23 protein-coding genes are annotated in these 23,269 nt (G+C 66.9%); 4 read left to right on the plus strand and 19 right to left on the minus strand.

The genetic code is table 11. The features are described 5' to 3' along the window. Nucleotides 1-108: 108 nt before the first annotated feature. The 4 genes from C4K27_RS18105 to norR form a co-directional block, all read right to left on the minus strand. The gene (locus C4K27_RS18105; protein ID WP_053261557.1) at nucleotides 109-1,344 is read right to left on the minus strand and encodes a molybdopterin molybdotransferase MoeA; all 1,236 of its coding nucleotides are present in this window, start codon (nucleotides 1,342-1,344) and stop codon (nucleotides 109-111) included. Continuing rightward, nucleotides 1,341-1,907 (minus strand): molybdenum cofactor biosynthesis protein B, encoded by a 567-nt coding sequence (moaB, locus tag C4K27_RS18110; protein ID WP_053261558.1) that lies wholly within the window; start codon nucleotides 1,905-1,907, stop codon nucleotides 1,341-1,343. The genes C4K27_RS18105 and moaB overlap by 4 nt, the downstream gene beginning before the upstream one ends. A gap of 97 nt (nucleotides 1,908-2,004) precedes the next feature. After that, on the minus strand, nucleotides 2,005-2,652 hold the full coding sequence (gene pdxH, locus C4K27_RS18115; RefSeq protein ID WP_053261559.1) for a pyridoxamine 5'-phosphate oxidase: 648 nt from the start codon (nucleotides 2,650-2,652) through the stop codon (nucleotides 2,005-2,007). A gap of 212 nt (nucleotides 2,653-2,864) precedes the next feature. Next, entirely contained in the window at nucleotides 2,865-4,391 is a 1,527-nt protein-coding gene (gene norR, locus C4K27_RS18120) for a nitric oxide reductase transcriptional regulator NorR (protein WP_053261607.1), read from the minus strand. A 152-nt stretch (nucleotides 4,392-4,543) separates the two neighbouring features. Between norR and ytfE the strand changes: the two genes are divergently transcribed. Beyond that, nucleotides 4,544-5,260, plus strand: coding sequence for an iron-sulfur cluster repair protein YtfE (gene ytfE / locus C4K27_RS18125; RefSeq protein WP_053261560.1), 717 nt, complete (start codon nucleotides 4,544-4,546; stop codon nucleotides 5,258-5,260). A gap of 41 nt (nucleotides 5,261-5,301) precedes the next feature. On the opposite strand, the gene C4K27_RS18130 is transcribed toward ytfE, so the two are convergent. After that, nucleotides 5,302-5,742: a hypothetical protein gene (locus C4K27_RS18130; protein WP_053261561.1), complete on the minus strand. Its 441-nt coding sequence runs from the start codon at nucleotides 5,740-5,742 to the stop codon at nucleotides 5,302-5,304. Nucleotides 5,743-5,771: 29 nt separating this feature from the next. Continuing rightward, a complete protein-coding gene (locus tag C4K27_RS18135) occupies nucleotides 5,772-6,962 on the minus strand; it encodes an NnrS family protein (protein WP_053261562.1) in 1,191 nt (396 codons plus the stop codon). Nucleotides 6,963-7,534: 572 nt separating this feature from the next. Between C4K27_RS18135 and C4K27_RS18140 the strand changes: the two genes are divergently transcribed. Beyond that, entirely contained in the window at nucleotides 7,535-8,218 is a 684-nt protein-coding gene (locus tag C4K27_RS18140) for a Crp/Fnr family transcriptional regulator (protein WP_053261563.1), read from the plus strand. Next, nucleotides 8,215-8,409, plus strand: a complete 195-nt coding sequence (locus tag C4K27_RS18145; RefSeq protein WP_053261564.1) for a hypothetical protein — start codon at nucleotides 8,215-8,217, stop codon at nucleotides 8,407-8,409. Before C4K27_RS18140 ends, C4K27_RS18145 begins: the two co-directional genes overlap by 4 nt. A 319-nt stretch (nucleotides 8,410-8,728) precedes the next feature. On the opposite strand, the gene C4K27_RS18150 is transcribed toward C4K27_RS18145, so the two are convergent. The 10 genes from C4K27_RS18150 to moaC all read right to left on the minus strand — a co-directional run bounded on the left by C4K27_RS18150 (nucleotide 8,729) and on the right by moaC (nucleotide 17,178). Beyond that, nucleotides 8,729-10,564: a nitric oxide reductase activation protein NorD gene (locus C4K27_RS18150; RefSeq protein ID WP_053261565.1), complete on the minus strand. Its 1,836-nt coding sequence runs from the start codon at nucleotides 10,562-10,564 to the stop codon at nucleotides 8,729-8,731. A 224-nt stretch (nucleotides 10,565-10,788) separates the two neighbouring features. After that, entirely contained in the window at nucleotides 10,789-12,216 is a 1,428-nt protein-coding gene (locus C4K27_RS18155; RefSeq protein ID WP_053261566.1) for a cbb3-type cytochrome c oxidase subunit I, read from the minus strand. Between the two features lie 3 nt (nucleotides 12,217-12,219). After that, a complete protein-coding gene (locus C4K27_RS18160) occupies nucleotides 12,220-12,660 on the minus strand; it encodes a c-type cytochrome (RefSeq protein WP_053261567.1) in 441 nt (146 codons plus the stop codon). Between the two features lie 103 nt (nucleotides 12,661-12,763). Next, nucleotides 12,764-13,024: a cytochrome C oxidase subunit IV family protein gene (locus tag C4K27_RS18165; RefSeq protein WP_053261568.1), complete on the minus strand. Its 261-nt coding sequence runs from the start codon at nucleotides 13,022-13,024 to the stop codon at nucleotides 12,764-12,766. A gap of 10 nt (nucleotides 13,025-13,034) precedes the next feature. Then, nucleotides 13,035-13,634: a cytochrome c oxidase subunit 3 gene (locus tag C4K27_RS18170; protein ID WP_053261569.1), complete on the minus strand. Its 600-nt coding sequence runs from the start codon at nucleotides 13,632-13,634 to the stop codon at nucleotides 13,035-13,037. Continuing rightward, entirely contained in the window at nucleotides 13,618-14,409 is a 792-nt protein-coding gene (locus C4K27_RS18175; RefSeq protein ID WP_053261570.1) for a CbbQ/NirQ/NorQ/GpvN family protein, read from the minus strand. The genes C4K27_RS18170 and C4K27_RS18175 overlap by 17 nt, the downstream gene beginning before the upstream one ends. Before the next feature lie 142 nt (nucleotides 14,410-14,551). Next, nucleotides 14,552-15,910: an oxygen-independent coproporphyrinogen III oxidase gene (locus tag C4K27_RS18180; protein WP_053261571.1), complete on the minus strand. Its 1,359-nt coding sequence runs from the start codon at nucleotides 15,908-15,910 to the stop codon at nucleotides 14,552-14,554. Between the two features lie 92 nt (nucleotides 15,911-16,002). After that, nucleotides 16,003-16,446: a CopD family copper resistance protein gene (locus C4K27_RS18185; protein WP_053261572.1), complete on the minus strand. Its 444-nt coding sequence runs from the start codon at nucleotides 16,444-16,446 to the stop codon at nucleotides 16,003-16,005. A gap of 4 nt (nucleotides 16,447-16,450) precedes the next feature. Continuing rightward, nucleotides 16,451-16,696: a MoaD/ThiS family protein gene (locus C4K27_RS18190; protein WP_007929122.1), complete on the minus strand. Its 246-nt coding sequence runs from the start codon at nucleotides 16,694-16,696 to the stop codon at nucleotides 16,451-16,453. After that, complete coding sequence (gene moaC / locus C4K27_RS18195) at nucleotides 16,693-17,178, minus strand: cyclic pyranopterin monophosphate synthase MoaC (RefSeq protein WP_007929119.1); 486 nt, start codon at nucleotides 17,176-17,178, stop codon at nucleotides 16,693-16,695. Before moaC ends, C4K27_RS18190 begins: the two co-directional genes overlap by 4 nt. A gap of 239 nt (nucleotides 17,179-17,417) precedes the next feature. On the opposite strand from moaC, the gene C4K27_RS18200 reads away from it, so the two are divergent. Then, nucleotides 17,418-19,070 carry a hypothetical protein gene (locus C4K27_RS18200; RefSeq protein ID WP_053261573.1) on the plus strand — a complete coding sequence of 551 codons (1,653 nt, stop codon included), beginning with the start codon at nucleotides 17,418-17,420 and terminating at the stop codon, nucleotides 19,068-19,070. A gap of 58 nt (nucleotides 19,071-19,128) precedes the next feature. Here C4K27_RS18200 and C4K27_RS18205 read toward each other — a convergent pair whose 3' ends face one another. The 3 genes from C4K27_RS18205 to C4K27_RS18215 all read right to left on the minus strand — a co-directional run bounded on the left by C4K27_RS18205 (nucleotide 19,129) and on the right by C4K27_RS18215 (nucleotide 23,190). Beyond that, a complete protein-coding gene (locus C4K27_RS18205; RefSeq protein ID WP_053261574.1) occupies nucleotides 19,129-21,609 on the minus strand; it encodes a TonB-dependent siderophore receptor in 2,481 nt (826 codons plus the stop codon). Nucleotides 21,610-21,712: 103 nt separating this feature from the next. After that, nucleotides 21,713-22,672: a FecR domain-containing protein gene (locus C4K27_RS18210; protein ID WP_053261575.1), complete on the minus strand. Its 960-nt coding sequence runs from the start codon at nucleotides 22,670-22,672 to the stop codon at nucleotides 21,713-21,715. After that, nucleotides 22,669-23,190, minus strand: coding sequence for a sigma-70 family RNA polymerase sigma factor (locus C4K27_RS18215; RefSeq protein WP_007923435.1), 522 nt, complete (start codon nucleotides 23,188-23,190; stop codon nucleotides 22,669-22,671). The genes C4K27_RS18210 and C4K27_RS18215 overlap by 4 nt, the downstream gene beginning before the upstream one ends. Nucleotides 23,191-23,269 lie beyond the last annotated feature (79 nt).

Genomic DNA, 23,269 nt, shown 5'->3' on the forward strand with positions numbered 1-23,269 from the left:
GGGTTCCTCATCAAAGAACGCGCCGGAGCGACGCGTGCGCAGCGATCGGAAATGCGCTGCCAGTCTAGCCAGACCGACAGCCACGGCCTTGACCGCAATCAATTGCCGTCACTGCATCAGTTCGGCGAACGACAGGAACGGCACCGGGTCGCCCGGACGTACCAAGCGCTCGCCTTCCACCAGCGCCAGGCCCTCGGCCCAGCAGGCGGCGGCGAGCATCGCCGAGCTTTGCTGCGGGTGCGGTTGCACACGAACCTGGGCATCGTCGCCGGGCACCAGGCGGGCGCGCAGGTACTGGCGCCGGCGGTTGCGCTGCAACCACTCGAAGCCCGCCGGCAACACCATGGGCCGCGGCAGCACATCCGTGACGCCCTGGGCCCGCAGCAGGAACGGGCGCACCACCACCAGCGCGGTCACCAGCGCCGCCGAGGGGTTGCCCGGCAGGCCGAGCCACGGCTTGCCGGCCACTGCGCCAAAGGCCAGGGGCTTGCCCGGCTGGATCGCCAGGCGCCAGAAATCCACATGGCCGAGCTCCTCAATGGCCTGCTTGAGGTGGTCTTCCTCGCCGACCGAAACCCCGCCCGAGGTCAGCAGCAGGTCGCACTCCGACGAGGCCAGGCTCAAGGCGTGGCGGCTGGCCGCCAGTTCGTCGGCCATCACCCCGTAGTCGTGCACCTCCACGCCCCAGCCGCGCAGCAGTGCGGACAGGCAATAGCGATTGCTGTTGTAGATCTGCCCCGGCGCCAGGGGCTGGCCGGGTTCGCGCAGCTCGTCGCCACTGCTCAGCAGGCACACGCGCAACGGCCGATAGACCTCGACCCGGGCGATCCCGGCCGCCGCCAGCAGGCCCAGCTCCTGGGCGCGCAGGCGTTTGCCGGCCTTGAGCAACAGATCACCGCGCCGCACCTCCTCGCCCTGCTGGCGCACGTGATCGCCGACAGTCGCCGGCGGCAACCAGACTTGCCCGTCCTCGACCCGGCAGTTCTCCTGGGGCACCACCGTATCGGCCCCCGGCGGCAAGGGCGCGCCGGTGAAGATGCGCACCGCCTGCCCCGCCGCCAAGGGAGTCTCCCCCGCTTGCCCGGCGGCAATCCGTCCACCCAGGGTCAGGCGGCCACCGGCGGGCGGCAGGTCGGCGGCGCGCAACGCGTAGCCGTCCATGGCGCTGTTGTCCCAACCGGGCAGGTCCAGCGGCGAATGAAGGTCCGCCGCCAGCACCCGGCCCAGGGCCTGCTCCAGGGCAATACTTTGCACCGTAGGCGGTGGCGGCGCCTGGTCCAGCAGATGGGCGATGGCCTGGTCCACCGGGATCAGTTGGCCGCTGTCGCAGCCACAGCCGGTCACGACCGCGCCCCACAGGCCTCGATGTTCTGTGACGGCCCCTCATGGGTCTGCGGCTTGAGGTGGGGGGCGAAATTGCACGGGCCGGTGCGGCTGTCCAGCTGTGGGCGCAGGATCATGTTCCAGGCGGTGCGGCAGGCCCCCGGCGAGCCCGGCACGCACACCACCAGCACGCCGTTGCTGACCCCGGCCAGGGCCCGCGACTGCAGGCTGGACATGCCGATTTCTTCCACCGACACCTGGCGGAACAGCTCGCCGAAACCTTCCACATGCTTGTCCAGCAGCGGCAGCACCGCCTGGGGCGTGTTGTCCCGCGCGGTGAAGCCGGTGCCGCCGGTCATCAGCACCACCTGCACCTGGGGGTCGGCGATCCAGCGCGAGACGCTGGCGCGGATCTGGTAGATGTCGTCCGGCACCAGGCCACGATCGACCAGCACATGGCCGGCGCTCTGCAACAGGTCGCAGAGAGTCTGGCCCGAGGTGTCGGTTTCCAGGGTGCGCGTATCGCTGATGGTCAGCACGGCGATGTTCAGGGGTTGAAACGTGCGTTGCGCCAGATGGGCCATATCCAAGCCTTCCCGTGAATGAGATTGGCCCCAGCCTGAACCGAATCCGCCGACGAACCTATTCCTCCAAGGAGGTACCTCGACGGGACGACGACCCTCAGGGCGCCAGCCGGCCGTGGCGCCACACGCCCTCGTGCAGCCGGTAGTCGAGGCGGTCATGCAGGCGGTCGCTGCGCCCTTGCCAGAACTCCATGCGCTGCGGGCGCAGGCAGTAGCCGCCCCAGTGTTCCGGGCGCGGCAGCGGCTGGCCGTCGAAACGGCTGGTGGTGCTGGCCAGCAGGGATTCCAGTTGCAGCCGGTTGGCCAAGGGCTGGCTTTGCGGCGACGCCCAGGCACCGAGGCGACTGGCCAGGGAGCGCGAATCGAAATACACATCCGACAGCCGCGGTGCTAAACGCGATACCCATCCTTCGATGCGCACCTGGCGCTCCAGGGCTGGCCAGAAGAAGGTCATGGCGGCCCGGGGATTGGCCGCCAGCTCCAGGCCCTTGGCGCTCTGGTAGTGGCCGAAGAAGGTGAAACCTTCATCGCTCAGGCCCTTGAGCAACAGCACCCGGCAATGGGGCTGGCCCTGTTCGTCGACCGTGGCCAGGCACATGCTGTTGGCCTCCACCGGCGCCTGCTCGGTGTCGCGGGCCTGTTGCAGCCACTGGCGGAACAGCGGCAGCGGATCGTCCGGCACGGCCTCGTCGGCCAGGCCATCGCGGCAATAGTTACGGCGCATCTGGGCCAGGGAAAGCGGCATGAGGGTGATCTCCGTTGGGGTTTGCCGCAGTCTGCGAGGAGCCGCCTGGCATGACCTTGATCGCCATCAACGGCAGCTGCAGATCCCTATCTTCTGTAGCGACTGCGCCCCCCCCCCCTCCAGACCCCCATGTTCCGTAGCCGCTGCCAAGCCTGCGAGGCGGCTCCTGCAGAGGCAGGTTCATCGCAAGCAATCGAACGTCGGCCGGCCTGCTATTTGAGCCGCAGGCGCCGGGCCAGTTTGTGCAGGTTGCTCGGGTCGACCTCCAGCAGCCGGGCGGCGCGGGCCCAGTTGTTGCGGCAGCGGCTCAGGGCCTGGTGAATCTTCTGCCGCTGGTACTCGTCGACGGCTTCGCTCAGGGGCTGGAAGGGCCCGTCGTCGGCCGCCGGCGGCGACTGTTCGAGCGGCTCCGCGCCCTTCAGCGTGCTGTCGAGATCGAGGACTTCCGGCTCCAAGGTCAAAATCAGGTTGCGACTGCCGCCACGGCTGAGCTGTTTGAGCGCGGCGCGGCTGATCACGTGTTCCAGCTCGCGCACATTGCCCGGCCAGGGGTACGCCAGCAGCGCCCGTTCGGCCGCCGGCGACAGGCGCAGGCCACGCAGGCCAAGACGGCTGCGGTTGAGTTCGAGGAAATGCCCGGCCAGCAGCAACACGTCGGAACCGCGTTCGCGCAGCGGTGGGATCGGCACCGGGTACACCGAAAGCCGGTGGTACAGGTCGGCGCGAAACAGCCCGTCGCGAATGCTGTCCGGCAGGTGGCGGTTGGTCGCGGCGATGATGCGCACATCCACATGCAGCGGCTTGTCCGCCCCCAGGCGCTGGATCTCGCCATTCTGCAGGGTGCGCAGCAACTTGGCCTGCACGCTCAACGGCAGCTCGCCGACCTCGTCGAGAAACAGCGTGCCGCCGTTGGCCGCGTCGAAGCGCCCGGCGCGGTCGCTGGTGGCGCCGGAGAAGGCGCCCTTGACGTGACCGAACAACTCGCTCTCGGCCAGGGATTCCGGCAGCGCCGCGCAGTTGACCTGCACCAGCGGCTTGTGGGCGCGCCGCGACAAGCGATGCAGGCGCCGGGCGAACAGCTCCTTGCCAACCCCGGTCTCGCCCAGCAGCAACACCGGCAGCTCGGAATCGGCGAGCACGTCCAGCTCGTTGAGCAACTGATGCAGGACTTCGCTCTGGCCGAGGATCTCGCCCTCCTCCACCGGCCCGCGCGCATCCTGCGGCTCGCTGCGCGACAGGCGCAGGCTACGGTTTTCCTGTTCCAGGCGGGTGACCCGCAGCGCCGCCTCGATCTGCAGGCTGCAGCGCTTGAGCTCATCCCGCGCCCGGCGGTCGAAGGTCCCGGGCCGCAGCGCGTCGAGGGTGATGGCGCCCCAGACCCGCCCTTCCACATACAGGCTCACGCCCATGCAGTCGTGCACCGCCAGCGGCCCGCTGTCCGGGTGGTCGAGCAGCCCGTCATAAGGGTCCGGCAGGCGGCTGTCGGGCTCGAACCAGGTGGGCTCGCGGGACGCCATGATCGCCGCCAGGCGCGGGTGCTGGGCGATCACGAAGCGCCGCCCGAGGGCTTCATGCACCAGGCCGACGGTGGCCAGCGGCCGCAGGCTGTCGTCGTCCAGGCGCAGCAGGCCCACGGCCCCGGCCTTGAAGTACTCACGCAGGGTCTGCACCAGACGCTGCAACCGCACGGCATTGGGCAACTCGACAATCAGGTCGGCCGCCAGACTTTCACGCAACATGGTAGTCATCACCCTTTCTGGTGGTTCCGACCCCGAGATTTCAGGGTCATCCGCACCACGACAAAAAATCAGTCCATTACTTTCAATAAGTTACAGCTGGCATGGCGGATGCAACGGCCCAGGGGAACCGTTGCCACAACAAGGAAAACCTGATGAACCCGACACTGCTGGAACGACCCGGTCTTGCCCGACAAGACGCTTCGCAGCCCAACCTCCTGGAACAAAGCCTCGGCCAACTGGCCTGCGACATCCCCGGCGCCAGCCGGGTGTTTCATGAGTTCAACCTGGACTTCTGCTGCGGCGGGCAGAAAACCCTGCGCGACGCCGCCCTCGGCAAAGGCCTCGACCCCGTGCAGATCGCCGAGGCCCTGCACCTGTTGCAAGACAGCGACGCCCGGCGGCACGACTGGCGCGATGAACCGGGCGAGGCGCTGATCGCCCATATCCTCACCCGCTACCACGCCCGCCACCGCGAACAGCTGCCGGAACTGATCCGCCTGGCCTGCCGCGTGGAGCAAGTGCATGGCGCCCGCGACACCTGCCCCAACGGCCTGGCCGATCACCTGCGGGACATGCTGCAGGAACTCGAAGGCCACATGCTCAAGGAAGAACAGGTGCTGTTCCCGATGCTGCAACAGGGCCTGGGCCGCCGGGCGGCGCCGCCGATCCATGTGCTGCGCCTGGAGCACGAGCAACATGGCGAGGCCCTGGAAAAACTGCTGGTGCTGACCGACCACATCACCCCGCCCGCCGACGCCTGCAACACCTGGCGCGCGCTGTACCGCGGGTTGAGCGAATTTCGCGACGACCTGATGCAGCACATCCATCTGGAAAACAACGTGCTGTTCGCCAACGCCCTGAACGCTTGACCCCCGCCCCTGCGTGCCAGCCCGGTGGCTGGCACGTTCATTCAGCCATGCCAATAGAACATCGCCTTGGCCAGGACCACGATCAGCAGCATGTGCCCCAGCACGCTGCGGCGGATCCAGCAGGCGCGGCCGGCGCTCAGCCGTGACGTTTTCAACCAGTACGCCAGCAGCAGGTAATGGCCGATGATGCTCAGGGCCAGGACGATCTTCAGGCTCAACAGGCTGGCGAAACTGCTGCTCAAGGGCTGGCTCAAGGCCCCGCGATGCTGCCAGGCCAGGCCGATACCGGCGCCGTACAACAGCAGCACCACGCCATGCAGGACCTTGCGCGAACGCACCGCGATGGCCTGGTCCGCCGCCACCTGGGCGTCCGTCGCCAGTTGCCGGCGCGCCGTGTGCCAGATGCACACCTCGAAGAACAGCGTGCCGATAAAACCGATGGCCGCCAGCAGGTGGATAACCACTAACCAGGGATAAATCATTGCCCTTCTCCTTGCTCCGCATTCAGGGCTCAGCCCGGGTGCCCGTCGACCCGCGCCCGCAGCAGCATCGGCCCGTAGCGCCAGACGTACAGGGCAAAGGCCAGGGCCCAGCACAGGCCCGCCAGCCACAACGCCGCCACCGGCAGCCAGAGCACCAGCAGCACCCGGCTGAGGCAGGCCAGATTGAGCAGGATGAACGCCAGGGTCATGCCCGCCGGCGGCTCCAGCGGCCGCCCGGTATGGCCCAGGCTGACCCGGGCGATCATCGCCAGGATCAGCCCGGCCATGGCGCCGATGGTCAGGCCGTGCACGGCCAGGCTGGGGTTCAGCGGCGCGCCGAAATGCCACAGCGCCATGCCCAGGCACGCCAGCGCCAGCCAGCCGTAGGCCAGGTGCAGCGACCACAGCAGCGGCACGCGCCACAGCCCGCGGTCCTGCCAGCGCCACAACCGCAGCAGATGCGCGGCCGCCAGCAGCAGGAACAGCGCGCCAACCCAGGTATTGGCGATGAGCGCCGGCCCGGCGGCATACAGCAGCGCCACCAGGGCCGAACCCGCCAGCAGCAGATAATCGAGCCATGGCCAGGGCGTCACGGCCGCGACCCGACCCAGGCCGCGCTGGGTGAAAAACGGAATCACCCGCCCGCCGATCAGGCTCATCATCGCCGCCACCAGCCACAGGCCGCTCAGCACGCCCTGGCGCTGCCAGCCTTCGTGGCCTTGCAGCAGGCCGGCCACCGACAGGCCGTCCGCCGCGGCGAGCAACAGCAGCACCAGGACAATCGGGTAGTTGCGCTGCTGGCGCACCTTCCACAGCATGCGGCCCATCAACCCGGCCAGCGCCAGGGGAAACCCCAGCTCCAGCACCGCCAGCAGCGGCCAGGGCGCGCTGCCCAGCCAGGCCAGGCGCGCGGCCAGCCAGAGCAAGGCCAGGGCCGCCAGCGGCTTGCCGCAGAGGCCCGGCTGGCCGGTCCAGGTCTGCGCCGCGGTCAGCAGGAAGCCGGCGATGATCGCCAGGCCGAAACCGAACAGCAGTTCGTGGCGGTGCCAGCCCAGCCAGCCTCCCGCCGGTTGCCAGTCGCCCAGGGCGCCCTGCAGCGCCGCCAGCCACAGCGGCACCACCAGCAGCGCCAGGACACAACCGGCGAGGAAAAACGGCCGGAAGGCCAGGCGTAACAGCGGCACGATTGCCATTGCCGCACGACGCTCAAGTACTTGCATCAAGCCCACTCCTTTACCCAGCGTGCGACCCGGCGACGGTCGACACGCGGCGAATGAAATCCCCGGCCATCATCGGCCATTGGCGCGCCCTTGCCGTTGTCGCAAATCAAGCTTGCCCGGGATGCGGCGGGCTGTTGTGCCCACCGTCCTGTCTGGCAGTGCAAGGGCCGTGCCCCGGGGCCCGATCACCACCAGGAACGGCCATAAGCCGGCGGGCCGGGGTTGCGGCCGGCGCGGTGCCGGGGCTCGCCTTACAGCGCGAGGGTCAAAATGACCATTCGCTAGTCATTTACACCCGAAATCGCCAGGTCTTTTTGACCACGTAGCCACAGATCCCCCGCCTACAGGGACCCTGGCGCCTGGCCCGGCTCTTGCTGAACAGAGGGCACCCCATCCCTGCCAAATGACCGGAGCCACCATGAATACCGCCGCAGCCACCCTGAAAAAGACCCTCCAGCCACTGACGTGGTTTTTCGTCCTGGGCGCGATCCTGGCCCTCGCCAGCCGCGTCGCCCTGGGCCTCGTCTGAACCACGGCAGCACCTTTCCCCCCAGCCATAAGGATGAATATTCATGGTGCTTCATCGCGTGCATCACCAGATCCTGCGCAGCCATCACCTGTTCGAGCCCTTGAACGAGGAACAGCTGGACGAGCTGATGGCGGCCAGCCAGTTGCTCAGCCTCGACAAGGGCGACCCGCTGTTCCGCCAGGGGGAGCCGGCCGAGGCTTTCTATTTCGTGATCGCCGGCGCGGTGAAGGTCTACCGCCTGACGCCGGATGGGCAGGAAAAAGTGCTCGAGGTCATCGGCCCGCGCCAGACCTTCGCCGAGGCGATGATGCTGATGGATACGCCAGACTATGTGGCTTGCGCCGAAGCCATCGGCCCGACCCAGCTCTATCGCCTGTCCAACGACACCTACCTGCGCCTGCTGCAAAGCAACAGCCGCCTGACCTTCGCCCTGCTGGGCAAGCTCTGCGTGCGCCTGCACCAGCGGGTCAACGAGATCGAAACCCTGTCGCTGAAGAACGCCACCCACAGGGTGGTGCGTTATCTGCTGACGCAACTGATGCAGCTGCAACCGGTGGAGCGCCGGTTCGAGCTGCCGATGGCCAAGCAGTTGATCGCCGGCCACCTGGCGATCCAGCCGGAGACGTTCTCGCGGATCATCCGGCGCCTGATCGATGAAAAGATCATCAGCCAGGACGGCCGCCAGATCGTCATTCTCGACCGTCCGCGGCTGGAGCAATTCGAATGAGCGCCGGGTCGGTCTGCCTGTACTGCCAAGGCCTCAACCCGCCTCGGCAAGCCTCCTGCCGCCATTGCGGCATGCCCCTTCCCGCTACTGCGGCGCACGCCGAACAACGGCGGTTGCGGCGCTTCAGCGGGTTCTGCATCGGCCTGACGCTGTTCTGCGTGGCGATGTTCTTCTGGCTGCCGCGCTCCTAGCAGATGCTTTTGCCTGAAACACCGTTGCGGCCGCTACGTCGGAATGCCGCCCATACCGATCGCAGCCTCGCTAACGCTCGACAGCGGCTACAGGTCTGGAGTCGTGCGCGGTCCTGTAGCCGCTGCCGAGCCTGCGAGGCTGCGATCGAGGACGCAGTCCTCGCAAAACCTATGCGCGAGATTTACCTGAAATAACGCGTTGCCTGATTGGCATTCCGACGCAGTCCTCGTAAGGCCTGCACATCTGGTTTGCCTGGAATATTGAACCCTTCCCCCTCGCCTGTCCTGGGCGGCGAAGGTGTCTCAGGCGGCGGGCGCCTCAGGGCTGGGTCAGCTGCCGATACAACTGCGGCAAACGCAGCGGCAGCTGCTCGGGCTGGCGGATCAGGGTGTAGCCATTGGCGCCGAACAGATACGGCAGGTAAGCCGCGGCCTCGCGGTCGATGGTGATGCAGAACGGCGTCAGCCCCTGGCGTCGCGCTTCCAGTACCGCCTCGCGGGTGTCCTCGACGCCATAACGGCCTTCGTAGAGGTCCAGGTCGTTGGGCTTGCCGTCGGTCAATAACAGCAACAGCTTGCGCTGGCGCTTGCAGCTGCCGAGCAGGCGCGTGGCCTGGCGAATCGCCGCGCCCATGCGCGTGTAGAACCCCGGCTTGAGCCCCAGGATGCGCCCGCGGGTGTGGTCGTCGTAACGCTGGTCGAAGGCCTTGAGTTCCTGCATGCGCACCTGCTGGCGGCGCAGCGAGGAAAACCCGTACAGGGCAAAGTCGTCACCGAGGCCGGCCAGGGTTTCGCCGAACAACAGCAGGCTGTCACGGATCACCTCGATCACCCGGTGTTCGTCGTTGAGGTGGGCGTCGGTGGACATCGAGACATCGGCCAGCAACAGGCACGCCAGGTCGCGCCGGGTCTGGCGCTGTTCCATGAACAGACCACGCTCGGCACAGGCGCCATGGGCGCGCTCGACGTGAAAATCCAGCCAGGCCTGCAGGTCCAGTTCCGAGCCCTGGGGCTGCTGGCGCAACCATTGGCGCTCGTTGCGCAACTGCTGGAACTGCCGCCGCAACAACTGTGCCGACGGTTTCAGGCGCAACGGCAGCGGCTGCGCCTGGCAATCGCGCGGCACCAGCATCTGCAGGTTGACGAAGTGCTCTTGCAGGCGGCCCTTGCGGTAGTCCCATTCCGGCAGGTGGATGCCCTCGCCCAGGGGAATGTCGTCGACGTCGGCCGGCGGCAGGTCGAGGTGCAGCTTGAGACCGCCGCCCTTGCGCAGGCGGGTGCGCGACAGGGTCAGTTCATCCAGGTCGGCGGCGACCCGGGCGGCGTCCGGGTCTTGGCTGTCGTCGGCCCAGCGGTCGAGGTCCACATGCTCGGTCCAGCTGAACAGGTTCTCCAGGCGCACGATCAACAGGCCGCCGTCGCGGCTGTGGTCCTCGACCCGGCTGGCGCGCTTGCGCCCGCCCGCCTGCTCGCCGGCAGCGGTGGCCAGGTCCTCCGCCGAGTCCTCCAGATCGGCGGCCAGCGGGCTGGCCAGGTGCAGCGGCGGATACAACCACAGCGGCACGGGCCAGGCCGCGCGTTCGCTGCGGGGAAACTCGGCGACACTGCCGGGCTCGCGCAGGGCCTGGCACAGGGCGCGCTCCAGCGCGGCCTCGGGACGGCTCAACGAGGTTGGATCGGGGCGCAGTTGCAGGTGCGCCTCCACCAGCCGCCGGTAGCGCTCACGCAGCGCCGGGTAGCGTTGCAGCAGGCGCCGGGTCCAGCGCTGATTGTCCCGGCCCCAATGGCGCATCGGCCCGGACTGCGCCGCCAACAGGGCCAGCCAGCGGTACAGTTCCTCGTTCAACGCCGCCTCGGGGAACACCGCGAGGCTGGCCGGCAGGCGCAGGTTGTCGGCGTCGCACCAGGCCAGGGGCGTTTGCCGGCAGGTGCCGGCGATCTGCTGCAACAGGCTGCGGCGCAACAGCAGGTCGCGCTCGCTGGCCGCCTCGACGCCGCGGCCGACGCCGCCCATGGCCCGCAACAGCAGGGCCAGGGCACGTTGACGCGGCGCCAGCTCGATTCGCGCCTCGGGAAAGTCCACGCTGGCGCGACGGGTGATGAAACGATGCCAGACACTGCCGACCCACTCTTCCAGTTCCAGGGTAAAGGCCATGGAGCCTCCTTTTTCGAATGCAGGAAAACGGCCTGCTGTAGCCGCTGCCGAGCCCGCGAGGCTGCGAACGAGGTAGGCGGCATTCCGACGTAGTCCTCGCAAAACCTGCGCACCCGGTTTGTCGGAAGGACCGCGTTGCCGGATTTGCGGCCGCTGCGTCGGAATGCCGCCCAGACCGATCGCAGCCTCGCTGCGCTCGGCAGCGGCTACAGGCTAGTGGTCGTTCATGAAGACACCACCGGGGCCGGTGCGCGCAAGGCGGCGCGGCCGCGCTGGCGGAAGCTCAGCAGGTAACACAGCAGCCCGGCGAAGAACCCCAGCCCGCTGATCAGGCGTGCCCAGAACAGCCCATTGAGATGCTCCACCGTGGCCATGAACGGCATCGCCGTGCCGTCCTCGGCCCAGCGTTGCAGCAGCACCTGGACCACGCCGGCGGCGGTGAGCAACAGGGTGATCATCACCATCGACAGGGTCATCAGCCAGAAGCCCCAGACTTCCAGGGTCTGCGAGCGTTCGTCCGCCGCTTCGCCGAGCCCGCGCAGGCGCGGCATGGCGTAGCTGATCAGGGTCATGACGATCATCGCGTAGGCGCCGTAGAACGCCAGGTGGCCGTGGGCCGCGGTCAGTTGCGTGCCATGGGTGTAGTAGTTGACCGGCGCCAGGGTATGCAGGAACCCCCAGACCCCGGCACCGAAGAACGCGGTCACCGTGGTGCCCTTGGCCCACAGCGTGGCGGCGCGGTTGGGGTGTTGGCGGCGGCGGTTCTTCACCAGGCTGAAGGCGAAGATCACCATGGCCAGGAACGGCAGCGGCTCCAGGGCCGAGAAGATCGAGCCGACCCACAGCCAGACCTGGGGCGCGCCGATCCAGAAGAAGTGGTGGCCGGTGCCGATGATCCCGCTGATCAGCGCCATGGCGATGATCACGTAGAGCCACTTCTCCACCACTTCGCGGTCCACGCCGGTGATCTTGATCAGCACGAAGGCCAGCATCGCGCCCATGATCAGCTCCCACACGCCTTCCACCCACAGGTGCACCACCCACCACCAGTAGAACTTGTCGCGGGCCAGGTTGGCCGGGTTGTAGAAGGAGAACAGAAAGAACACCGCAAGGCCGATCAGCCCGGTCATCATCACCATGCTGACCGTGGTCTTGCGGCCCTTGAGCAGGGTCATGCCGATGTTGTAGAGAAAGCCCAGGCACACCAGCACTATGCCCATCTTGGTGATGGTCGGCTGCTCGAGGAACTCGCGGCCCATGGTCGGCAGCAGCTCGTTGTGGGTCAGCCGGGCCAGGCCCGCGTAGGGCACCAGCAGGTAGCCGAGGATGGTCAGCACGCCGGCGGCGGCGAACACCCAGAACAGCAGCAGCGCCAGTTTCGGGCTGTGCAGTTCGCGGTCGGCCTCTTCCGGGATCAGGTAGTAGGCCGCGCCCATGAAGCCGAACAGCAGCCAGACGATCAGCAGGTTGGTGTGGACCATGCGTGCCACGTTGAAGGGGATGATCGGGAACAGGAAATCGCCGATCACGTATTGCAGACCCATGATCAAACCGAACAGCACCTGGCCGAGGAACAGCATCAGGGCAAACACGAAGTAGGGTTTGGCCACGGCTTGCGAGGCGAATTTCAGGTGTGGATTGGCAAGACGCATCGTTCAGCCCTCCTTGTTTGGCGGCCAGCCATTGGTATTGATCTTCGAACTCCACTTGAGGAATTCGGCGATGTCGTCGACCTCCTGCTGGCTCAGGTTGAATTGCGGCATGGCCCGGCGTCCGGGTACGCCCAGGGGTTGCATCTTCATCCAGGCTTGCAGGAAGGGCTTGAAGCCCTCCTCGCCGCCGCGACGCTGGAACACGTTGCCCAACTCCGGCGCGAAGTAGGCGCCCTCGCCCAGCAGCGTGTGGCAACCGATGCAGTTGTTCTGTTCCCAGACCGTCTTGCCGCGCACCACCGCCGCGCTCAACAGCGCGTCGTTGCTGCGTACGGGAAAGGTCTGCTCCGTGTGATAGGTCAAGGCCAGGAAGATCAGGAAGAAGAACACGCTTCCCCCGAAATAGATGTTCCTGGCCATGCCTTTGGTGAAGTTCTGCGACATGCTCGCTTCCTCTTGGCTTGGCCCGGCCATGATAGGAAGCGCGGGGCATAAACCCGCTTGATGGCAATCAAGAAACGCCGATGGTTTTACTCGGGTATTGCCTTTACAGGCTGAGGATCAACCCCAGCAGCAAGGCCAGCGCCAGCGGCCAGCCGAGCAGCAGCCAGCGCCACAGGCGCGGCCCGTGGCGCAGCTCCATGAAGCCGTCGGCGATCAGCCAGGCCTTGGCCACCGCCAGCAGCAGGATCAGCAGCGCCAACCCGCGCGGCGCGCCCGGCCCCAGCCAACTGCCCAGCCACACCGTGCCGACGCTGAGGCCGGCCAGTGCGACCCAACAGCTCAACAGGAACCTGCCAGCGGACATGCGCACCTCGTCAATCCAGAACGTAGACCAGCGGAAACAGCAGCACCCAGACCAGATCGACCATGTGCCAATAGAGCACCCCGGATTCGAAACCCGAGCAGTTGTCGGCGCCATACCGACCACGCAGGCAGCGCTGCGCCAGCCAGGCGAAAATCAGCATGCCCGGCAGCACATGGAGAAAATGAAAACCGCTGAGGATCCAGTACAGGGTAAAGAAGGTGTTGTGCTCCAGCCCCAAGCCCAGGCCCAGCAGGTGCCGGAACTCGCCGAGCTTGAGCAGCAGGTAGACCGTGGCCACCAGCAAGGCCGCCAGCAGCAGCGCCGCGCCCTGGCGTGGCCGCGCCCGACGCACCCGCTCCTGGGCCAGCGCCGCCAGCAGCCCGGCGCTGAGCAGGCTCAGGGTCATGGCCAGGCCGGTGGAGCTGTCGAGCAGCTGGCGGCTTTCGGCGAACAGCTGCGGCTTGAGCCGCTGGGTCACCGCGAACGCGAGGATCAGGATGGCGAACACCGACAGTTCGGCGAGGATGAACAACCACATCGCCAGGTCCCCCGGCAGGTGGCGCCGCGAGGTCTCGGTGGCTGCCACGGCGGAGTCAGCCGAAGTGCACATCGACCACGTCCATTAGCGCCGCCACCGTCACCGGGTCGTCGCTCAAGGGTTCGGCCAGGCACGCCAGGCAGGCTTCGCGCGGCGGCATGCCGGCGCCGATCATGCGCGCGGTGAAAATCAACAGCCGGGTGGACGCCACCTCCTCCAGGTCATGCTGCTCCAGGCGGCGCAGGGCCTGCCCCAGCCCGACAATCTGCCGCGCCAGCGCAGCATCCACTTGCGCCTCGCGCTGGACAATGCGCTCCTCCTCGGCCGGCGGCGGATAGTCGAAGCGCATCGCCACGAAGCGCTGGCGGGTGCTGGGTTTCATGCCCTTGAGCAGGTTCTGGTAGCCGGGGTTATAGGACACCACCAGCATGAAGGACGACGGCGCCCGCAACACTTCGCCGGTGCGTTCAAGGAACAGCTCGCGGCGGTCGTCGGCCAGGGGGTGCAGGACCACCACCGTGTCCTGGCGCGCCTCGACCACTTCGTCGAGGTAACAGATGCCGCCCTCGCGCACCGCCCGGGTCAGCGGCCCGTCCTGCCACCAGGTGCCCTGGGCGCCGATCAGATGGCGGCCGATCAGGTCGGCGGCGCTGAGGTCGTCGTGACAGGCCACGGTGTGCAGCGGCAGGTTCAGGCGGTGTGCCATGTGCTGGACAAAGCGGGTCTTGCCGCAGCCCGTGGGGCCTTTGATCAGCACCGGCATGCCATGCCGCCAGGCCTGTTCGAACAGCGCCTGTTCATTGTTCAAGGGTTGATAGAAGGGTTCGCAAGCCGTTCCGAGATCCATGGGCTACCTGATTCACAGCGGGGTTCGGGGACCACGCTAAGGCGCCACGCAAGGGAGCGGCAAGCGAACCGGCGGGCAAACTTGATCGCCGTCAAGCGCGTAGCGCCGGGCTGCGCTCAGGCCTCGAAATCACTGCCTGCAATCAACGCTCGCAATCGGGCTCGACGCACTCGCAACCGCAGGCTTGCCCCGGGCTGTCCAGGTCCTCCTGGAACAGCTGGCAGATGCTGTCCACCTCCAGCCGGCCGGCGGGCAGGATGCTGATAAAGCGCTCCGAAAGCTCCACCAGGCCGTTCCAGCTCAGCTGTTGCAGGCGCAGCCAGGCGGACGCGAAGTACTGGCGGAAGATCAGCCCGTAGCGGCTTTCGATGGCCAGGATGTCCAGCTCCAGGTCACACGCCAGGCGCTCCATGACCAGCTGCCGGACCTGGTCGCCGGCCTCGCAGCGCCAGCCGCGACGGGTCGCCAACTGGCCCAGGTCCAGCTGTTGCAGATAGTCGTCGAGCCGCTCGCTGTTCTGCGTATACAGCTCGTCGAACTGGCTGATGGCGCCCAGGCCGAAGCCCACATGGTCGCAATAGCCGTGGCAAGTAAACCCCTGGCAGTTGCGGCGCAGCCGGCCGCGTTCCTGGGCCATCATCAGGTCGTCGTCGGGGCGCACGAACTGGCCCAGGCCGATGTACTGGTAACCCGCCGCCAGCAGGCGCTCGAAGCAGATGCGCCGCATCGTCTCCTTGGCCTCCTGGCTGCAGGCTGCCGCGGGGCGCTCCTGGCTCTGGCGCCGGTAGCGCAACGGCGGCTGGGCATAGTCGAACACCTGCAGGCGATCGGGCTCCAGCTCGATCAGGGTGCCCAGCTTCAAGGCGAAGCTCGAAGGGGTCTGCCAGGCATGGCCATACCCCAGGTCGACATTCACCGAGCGATAGCCAAAGGTCCGCGCCGCATCGATCAGCGAATGGATGGGCGCCGGGTTCTGGTAGCAGGCCACCGACAACTGGCTGTCGCTGCCGATATCCGGCACCCCGATATTGACCTGATTGAACCCCTGGTCGCGCAGCAGGCCCATGGTCGCCCAGCCGGTGTGGTGCAGGTCGACGTCGATGCTGTAGTCGCCGCAATCGTGTTCGAGGAAGTGAAAGCGCTGGCGCAGGTGCTGCATCAAGCGTTGCAACTGCGCCGCCTCCGGGGTGCCGCCGCCCAGGTGGAACTGCTCGATACGCTGCTCCGGCGCCAGGTGGCAGCCCACCAGGTCGATCTCGCGTTCCAGCCGCCGCAGGTAGCTTGCGCCAGCGTCCACCGGCGTGCCCGCCAGGCGCGGCGGGAACTGCACGTTCAAGGACAGCGGCCGGCGCTTCTGCCGGCTGTTGCGCAATGCCCGCAGCAGGTCCAGGGAGCCGATGCCGCCGTGAAAGCGGCGGGTGTCGACATGGCAGTTGGGGTCGAGCACGCCTTGATCGCGTCGAACGACCGGCTCGCTGCGGTGCGGGAGTAGATCGGGCATGACTGGGCTCCATGGCTGGCGGTGGAGGGTCAGTGTCCGGCGTTAACGCCCGGGGCTCCTTGACTTGCATCAAGCGTGGGGTCGGCGCCGACCTACCAGTTCAGGTAGAACATGCCCTTGGCCAGCAGCACGATCAGCAGCATATGGCCGAACAGGCTGTGATGGATGAAGCGCGAATAGCGGGCATTCATGCGCCCGCTCCGGAACAGCAGCATGGCCACCAGGAAATGCCCGAGCACGCTGGCGGCCAGCAGGATCTTCAGCAGCAGCAAGGTGCCGAACGACGACGCCAGCGGCGCTGCCAGCACCGGCAGGTAACGCACCCAGACCATGCCCAGCCCGGCACCGAACAGCACCAGCAGCACCCAGGGCATCAGTTGGCGGGCACGGCCGGCGATACCCTGTTCGAGCAGCACCATAAGCTTGGCCGGCAGTTGCTGGCGGATGTGTTCCAGGAACAGCACCTCGAAGAACACCGTGCCGATGAAGACCAGCGCGGCGAACAGGTGCAAGGTGAGCAGCAGCGGATAGATCATCGCTTCAGCCTCCAGTCACCGTCGGGAAAAACGCCACCTCGTCGCCGTCGTCCAGCGCCTCGTCGAGCCCGCACAGGTCCTGGTTGCGGGCACACATCAGGCTCGGTTCGTCCAGCACCCGCCAGATACCGCAGCGGCTCGCCAGGTGCCGGCGCAGGTGCTCGAGGCAGGCGAAATCGCCTTCGACCACCTCGCTCGCGCAGCCCAGGGTTTCCCGGTAGCGGGAAAAATACTGCACCTGCAGCCTCATGCCGACGGCGCCTGGTAATCGCCGCTCTTGCCCCCGGACTTGCGCAACAGCCGGATCGATTCGATATGCATGCCGCGGTCCACCGCCTTGCACATGTCGTACAGCGTCAGGGCGGCGACGCTGGCGGCGGTCAGCGCCTCCATCTCGACCCCGGTCTGCCCGGCCAGCTTGCAGCGCGAAACGATGCGCACGCGATGCTCATCCTCAAGGCTCAACTCGACCACCACGCTGCTCAGCAGCAACGGATGACAGAGCGGGATCAGCTCGCTGGTGCGCTTGGCCGCCTGGATGCCGGCGATACGCGCCACCGCGAACACATCGCCCTTGGGGTGCCCGCCGCCGACGATCAGCCGCGCGGTCTCGGCGCGCATATGCACCCAGGCCTCGGCCACCGCCTCGCGAAAGCTCACAGGTTTATCGGTGACATCGACCATGCGCGCACGGCCGAGGGAATCGAGGTGGGTCAGTACCGCGTCGTTCATGGACAAGAAGCCTTGTGGTTTCGACTAAGGATGCGATGGGCTCGGACCAGGCGAAATCGCCCCGGCCTCGCACGTTGCCGCGAGACTACCGCCCCGCCCCGCTGGCGCGGTTGACGTCAATCAAGAAAGCCGGCATTGCCACAGCGAACCGCCAGGACTGGCGTGATGATTTCCCGTGCGCGCGGGCTGCGGGTAGCATGCGCAGGCAACGCCAGCACACCACCACTCAGGGAGCAGCAATGACCAGCATCATGGACCCCACCTTGCGCGGAACCGGCAGGATCAGCGGCGCGTTCTTCAACCCGGCGGGGGATATCGCCGCCGTGGTCTCGGAGTTTGCGTTGCTGGTCAATCCGCCCGCGCGCGCGGCCTATGGCGGCACCGGCTTGCGTTATCGGCTCGGCCTGTACCGACGTGGCGAGCCGGTGCCGTTCGCCATCTTCGACGAACTGTGCCTGCCGATCAACGATGTGGGTTTCCACCCCACCCTGCCCCGTATCGTGATCGGCGCCGGCCGCTATGACGGCGGCTACCTGTTCGAAGGCGAGCTGGCGGTGTGGGACTGGCAGACCGGCCAGAGCCGGCGCCCTTTTGCCGATATTCCCGAAGTGGTGCGCTGCCGCTACGACGCCAACGGCGAGCGGATCGAAGCCTGGGTGCGGCCATGGAACGAAGAATGGGACGGGCTGGACGACAGCGACTGGTCGGTGATCCTCGACACCCTGTTCCTGGTGCAGGCCGATGACAGCGAAGCGACCTGGACGACCAGGACGCCGCCAGTGCTGGAACTGGACCCGGCCGCGACCGTCGCTGCCTCGGGCCTTGCCGCAGATGACCAGCGCCCACCAGCCATGCGCCTGGCCCATTGGCTGGGTCTGCCCGAGCTGGCATGCCGGGGCGCGATCCGCGATATCGCCTGGCTCGGCCCTGACCGCCTGGGCGTCACCCACGACGGCTGCCTGCTGGATATCTACGGCACGGACGGTACCCGGCTCGCCCACCACACGGGTCCAGGCTACGGCGCCGAGATCCTGCGCGGGGCCGGCGTGCATGTGCACGGGGTGCAGGTGCAGGACGGGCCCGAGGCCTATCGCCGCGATTCCCGCTTGTATGCCCTGACGGACAACGGCCTGGTCCTGGTACAGGAATACGACGATGAATACACCTTTTCGGCCGCCAGCGACGGCCGCCTGCTGGGGCGGCGCAACCGCCTGAGAGGGCCCGGCTCGAAGGCCGTCGACGTCCTGCTCGACCCGACTCGCGACAGTGCCCAGCCCGTCGATGTCGGCCACTACGACTGCTTCAACCATTACATCGGCATCAGCGGCGCGCCCCATCTGTTCGCACTACAGGGCACGCCGGCCAGTTCCCACGAACACAAGTACCTGTGCATCGTCCAGCCCGACGGCACGCTGCAAAGACTCTGGCCGCTGCTCAGGCAGGACGGCACCCGGGCCAGCCACGCCATGGAATGCCGCGGCGGTTATGTGGCGGATGCCCTGGGCGCGAGCGTGGTCATCGCCGGCCAGCACTACAACCCTTCGGTCGGCGATGCGTACCAGGGCTTCATCTACCGCCGGCACCTGGAGCGCGGCCAGGAACTGTGGCGGCATTCCACCCCGGCCTCGCCCAGCGCGATCGTCCACCTGCCCGAAGCAGGCCTGGTGGCGGCGGCTTTCCTGGACGGAACGCTTATGCTGATCGATGCCCGCAGCGGGCAGCTACGGCTGAACGCCAAGGCGCGGATCGACGGCTTGCCGACCCTCATCCACGCCATGGACGCCCACGCCGGGCAGCTGGCGCTGGGCACCGTGGATGGCCGGATTGCCGTGAAGCCGGTCGCCGATCTGCTGGCAGCTGGCGATACCCAGGGATGGGTGGAAATCGGCTGAGTCGGCCGCAGACAAAAACGCCACTCCCGGGAGTGGCGTTTTTTATTGGCTGAGCGACTTAGAACTGCGCCTTGAGGGTCATGGTGAAGTTGCGCGGATCGCCGTAGTAGTTGCCGAAGCTTTCGATGCCGATGGTGGAGTAGTAGCGCTTGTCGAACAGGTTGTTGCCGTTGAGCGCCAGCGACCAGGTGTCGTCGATGCGGTAGCCGATACGGCCGTTCCACACCGCGTAGCCGGCCTGGGTGATTTTTTCGCCGGTGACCTGCGAGACCCGGAAGTTGTCACTTTGCGCGTTGACCCCGGCGCCGATGCTGAAGCGCTCGAACGCGCCATCGAGGGCATAGTCGCCCCACAGGCGCAGCATATGGCGCGGCACATAGCTGTTGAACGCGGCGCCATTGAGCCCGCTGTCGATGTCGTCCAGGGTCTTGGTCTGGGTATAGGTGTAGCCGGCCAGCAGTTGCAGGCGCTCGATGACCTCGCCGCTGATTTCGGCTTCGAAGCCCTGGGCGCGGACCTTGCCGGAGTTCAGGTAGCAGTAGCCATCCGATGACGCACAGCTGGAGTTGTAGTCGGTCTGCGCCTGGTCCTTCTGCACGGTCTGGAACAGGTTGAAGGAGCTGTTCAGGCGCCCTTCGAACCATTCGCCCTTGATCCCCAGCTCGTAACTTTCCCCCACCAGCGGCTTGAGCGCCGAGCCGCTTTCCGAGCGGTAGTTGCCCTGGGGCGTGAAGATCTCCGCGTAGCTGGCATAGGCGGTCAGGTTATCGTTGAGGTCCAGCAACAGGCCGGCAAAGGGCGTGACCTGGCCGGTCTCGGTGCTTCTGGCGTGCTCCGAAGTGCCCGAGTTGAGGAACACCGAATCGCTTTTCGAGCGGTACCAGCTGACCCGGCCGCCGACGACGAAGGTCAGGGGCTCCGCCAGCTTGAGCCGCAGGGTCGAGTACAGGCCGCGCTGTTCGGTGACGGTCTTCACCGGGCCACCGCGGCTCGAGTTCTCGATGAAGTAACTGTCGTCCGGTTTCGGGATATGCCGGTCCGGGTTGAACACGTTCTGCTGCTGCGGCAGGAAGGCCACCGAGAAGAAATCGTCCTTGTCCGCGCGACTGCCGTTGACCCCCACCACCAGCTCATGCTGCAGGCCGAACGCGGTGAATTTGCCGTCCAGGTAGGCATCGAGGCCGTAATCGACCTGGTCGTAGTTGTACAGGCTGCCGAGCATGCCGGTGGTGTCGATGCCGGGGGTCACCGCGCCGGAAGCGAAGGCGTATTTGATGTCCTGGGTGTTCTTGGTATAGACGCCGGCGACCTTCAGCGCCCAGTCGTCGTTGAGCTGGTGCTTGAGGTCGCCGAACACCGTGGTGCGCTTGCTGCGCCAGGTGTTCCAGGACGGGTCGAGGCAGGTCGAGCGACTGAGTTTCAGGTCGCTGCCGTCCTTGTAGCGCGGCAGGCCGCCCCAGCACGGGTTGGCGTCGACGTCTTCATAGGCGATGCCCAGGCCGAGGGTGGTGTCGGGGCTCAGGTCGAAGTCGAGCGCGCCGTAATACACCTGGTCCTTGCGACTGGCGTCGTCGATGAAGTAACGCCGGCTCTGCTCAGTCACCACCGCGCGGCCACGCAGGGTGCCGGACTCGTTGAGCGGGCCGCCGGTGTCGACCTGGCCCCGGTAGTTGTCCCAGCTGCCGCCGGACAGCGTGACCTCGGTCTGCGGCGTGCCCTGGCCGCGCTTGCGCACGAAGTTCACCCCGCCGGCGGTGCCGCCCGCGCCTTTCATCATCCCGGCGGCGCCACGGAGGATTTCCACCCGGTCGTAATAGGCCATGTCGCCGCTGAAGCTGTCGGCCTGGACATACTGGTTGCCCATGTCCAGCGGCACGCCGTCGTACTGATACTGGCCCGACATGCGAAAGCCGCGGGAGTAGAAATACTTGCCGCCCATGGTCGAGTCGTAGACGGTGATGCCCGGGGTCTTTTCCATGACCTGGTCGATGCTGTGCAGGTTCTGGTCGTCGAGCATCTTGCGGGTCATCACCGTCACCGATTGCGGGGTCTCGCGCAGCGAGTGCTGGCCCTTGCCGATGGTCACCGCCCCGGTGGTGTAGGAGCCGCTGCCCTCGGTGGTTGCCCCCAGCAATTGGCCATCGATGTTGGTGGCGCCCAGTTCCAGCGCCGAGCCGAGCACCGGCACCGCGCGCAGCACATAGCTGCCGTTGGCCTGGGGCTCGGCGCGCAGGCCGCTGCCGCGCAGAATCCGCGCAAAACCTTCGTCGACCCCGAACTGGCCCTTGAGCCCGGGCGATTGCCGACCCTGGGTTTGCTGCGCATCAAAGGAAATCGCCGCCCCGGCGGCGCTGGAAAAACGGGTCAGCACATCCACCAGGCTGCCGGCGCCAATGTCGTAGGCGCGGACCTGGCTCTGCTGCGCCGCGGCCCCTGTGGCCGGGTCGGCATTCGCCGAACAGGCGCTGGCCATGGTGGTTGCCAGCAAAGCGACTTTCACTGCGTTCGCCAGACGACCTGGCGCGTTCACCCGAGACATGCTCCCTCCCCCAAAACGGTCAATAACAACTCACTGAGGGATGAGCCGAACGGTGCGCTCGAAAAGTGCAGGCACCGCAGAATTTTTTATCCAAGGCGCCTATTCAGCGCGAATCGGCCCGGGCGACCTGGACCCAGAAACGGCTGTAGCGGGTCACGCGCAAGGCAAACCCACTCTCCAGCGCCGCCAGGGCGAGGTCGGTGTCATCGATGGGAAAGACCCCGGAGACTTTCAGGTCGCCGATGGCCGGGTCCCAGCGCAGCACGCCGGGGCGATAGCGCGACAGGTCGTTGAGCAGCGCCGCCAACGGCCGGTCGATGGCAATGATGCTGCCCTGCTGCCAGGCGCCCACCGAGACATCGTTGCCCCGTGGCGTGCCCAGGCTGCGCTCGTCGAACGCCAGCCGCTTGCCGGCCTCGACGCGCATCGCCGAACCGCTGCCCGGCACGCTGACCTCCACCGCCTTTTCCAGCACCGCCACCTCGCCGCCCCCGGGCTGGCTGCGCACGATAAAACGCGTGCCCAGCGCCAGCACCTCGGCGTGGCGGGTGACCACCTTGAAGGGCCGCTGCAATGGATCAGGCGCGGTGCTCACCAGGATCTCGCCCCACAGCAACTCCAGCACCCGCTGGCGCCCATCGAAACGCAGATTGACCGAGGTGTCGGTGTTGAGCAGCAGGCTGCTGCCGTCCGCCAAGCGCAATTCGCGGCGCTCGCCCACCCGGGTGCGGTAGTCGCACATCAGGTTCTGCGCGGCCTGGCTGCGCCAGCCCAGCCAGCCCAGGGAACCGGCGCAGGTCAGCAGCAAGGCGCTGCGCAGCACCTGGCGTCGGGAACTATTGCCGGCCTGGCTCAAGGTCGGCGCCGCCAGGGCGCCCGGCACGCTGGCCATCTGCTCGGCCACGGCGGCCATTCTCTGCCAGGCCTGGCGATTCAGTGGATCGGCCGCCAGCCAGCTGTCCCAGGCGGCCCGGTCGGCGTCGGTCGCGGTGCCGGAATGCAGGCGGGCATACCAGCGCGCGGCGACGCCGATGGCTTTCATTTCTTCGGCGGGCAGGCTCATGGGAGCTGCAACTGGATCTGCATCAGACAGCAATGCTCCATGGCCTTGGCCATGTGGTTGTTCACCGTGCGCACGCTGACGCCCAGTTGCTCGGCGATTTGCGGGTAGGTCAGGCCACTGAACTGCGACAGGATAAAGGTCTGCTTGACCCGCGGCCCCAGCCCTTGCAGCAGGCGGTCGATCTCCATCAGCGCCTGGAACAGGATCGCCTGTTCCTCCGGCGACGGCTGCAGGGCTTCGGGCATGGCGGCCAGCACGTCGAGGTAGGCCTGCTCCAGCGAACGCCGACGAAACAGGTCGATCAGCAGGCCCTTGGCAATCATCGACAGGTACGAGCGCGGCTCGCGGATGTCCAGCGCGGAGCGGGCCTTGATCACCCGGACGAAGGTGTCCTGGGCCAGGTCCGCGGCATCGAAGGCGTTGCCCAGGCGCTTGCGCAGCCAGCCCTGGAGCCAACCGTGATGGTCACAATACAGATCGTTGACAGCACTGCGTAAGGACAAGTCGTTGGCGGGCATGACGATGGAATAATTCGCGACTGATAATGAATCGCATTGTCATGTACGCCATCGCGGCTTGCAACAAATACCTGTGGCC

The sequence above is a fragment of the Pseudomonas chlororaphis subsp. chlororaphis genome, from assembly GCF_003945765.1.
GTDB classification, from domain to species: domain Bacteria; phylum Pseudomonadota; class Gammaproteobacteria; order Pseudomonadales; family Pseudomonadaceae; genus Aquipseudomonas; species Aquipseudomonas chlororaphis.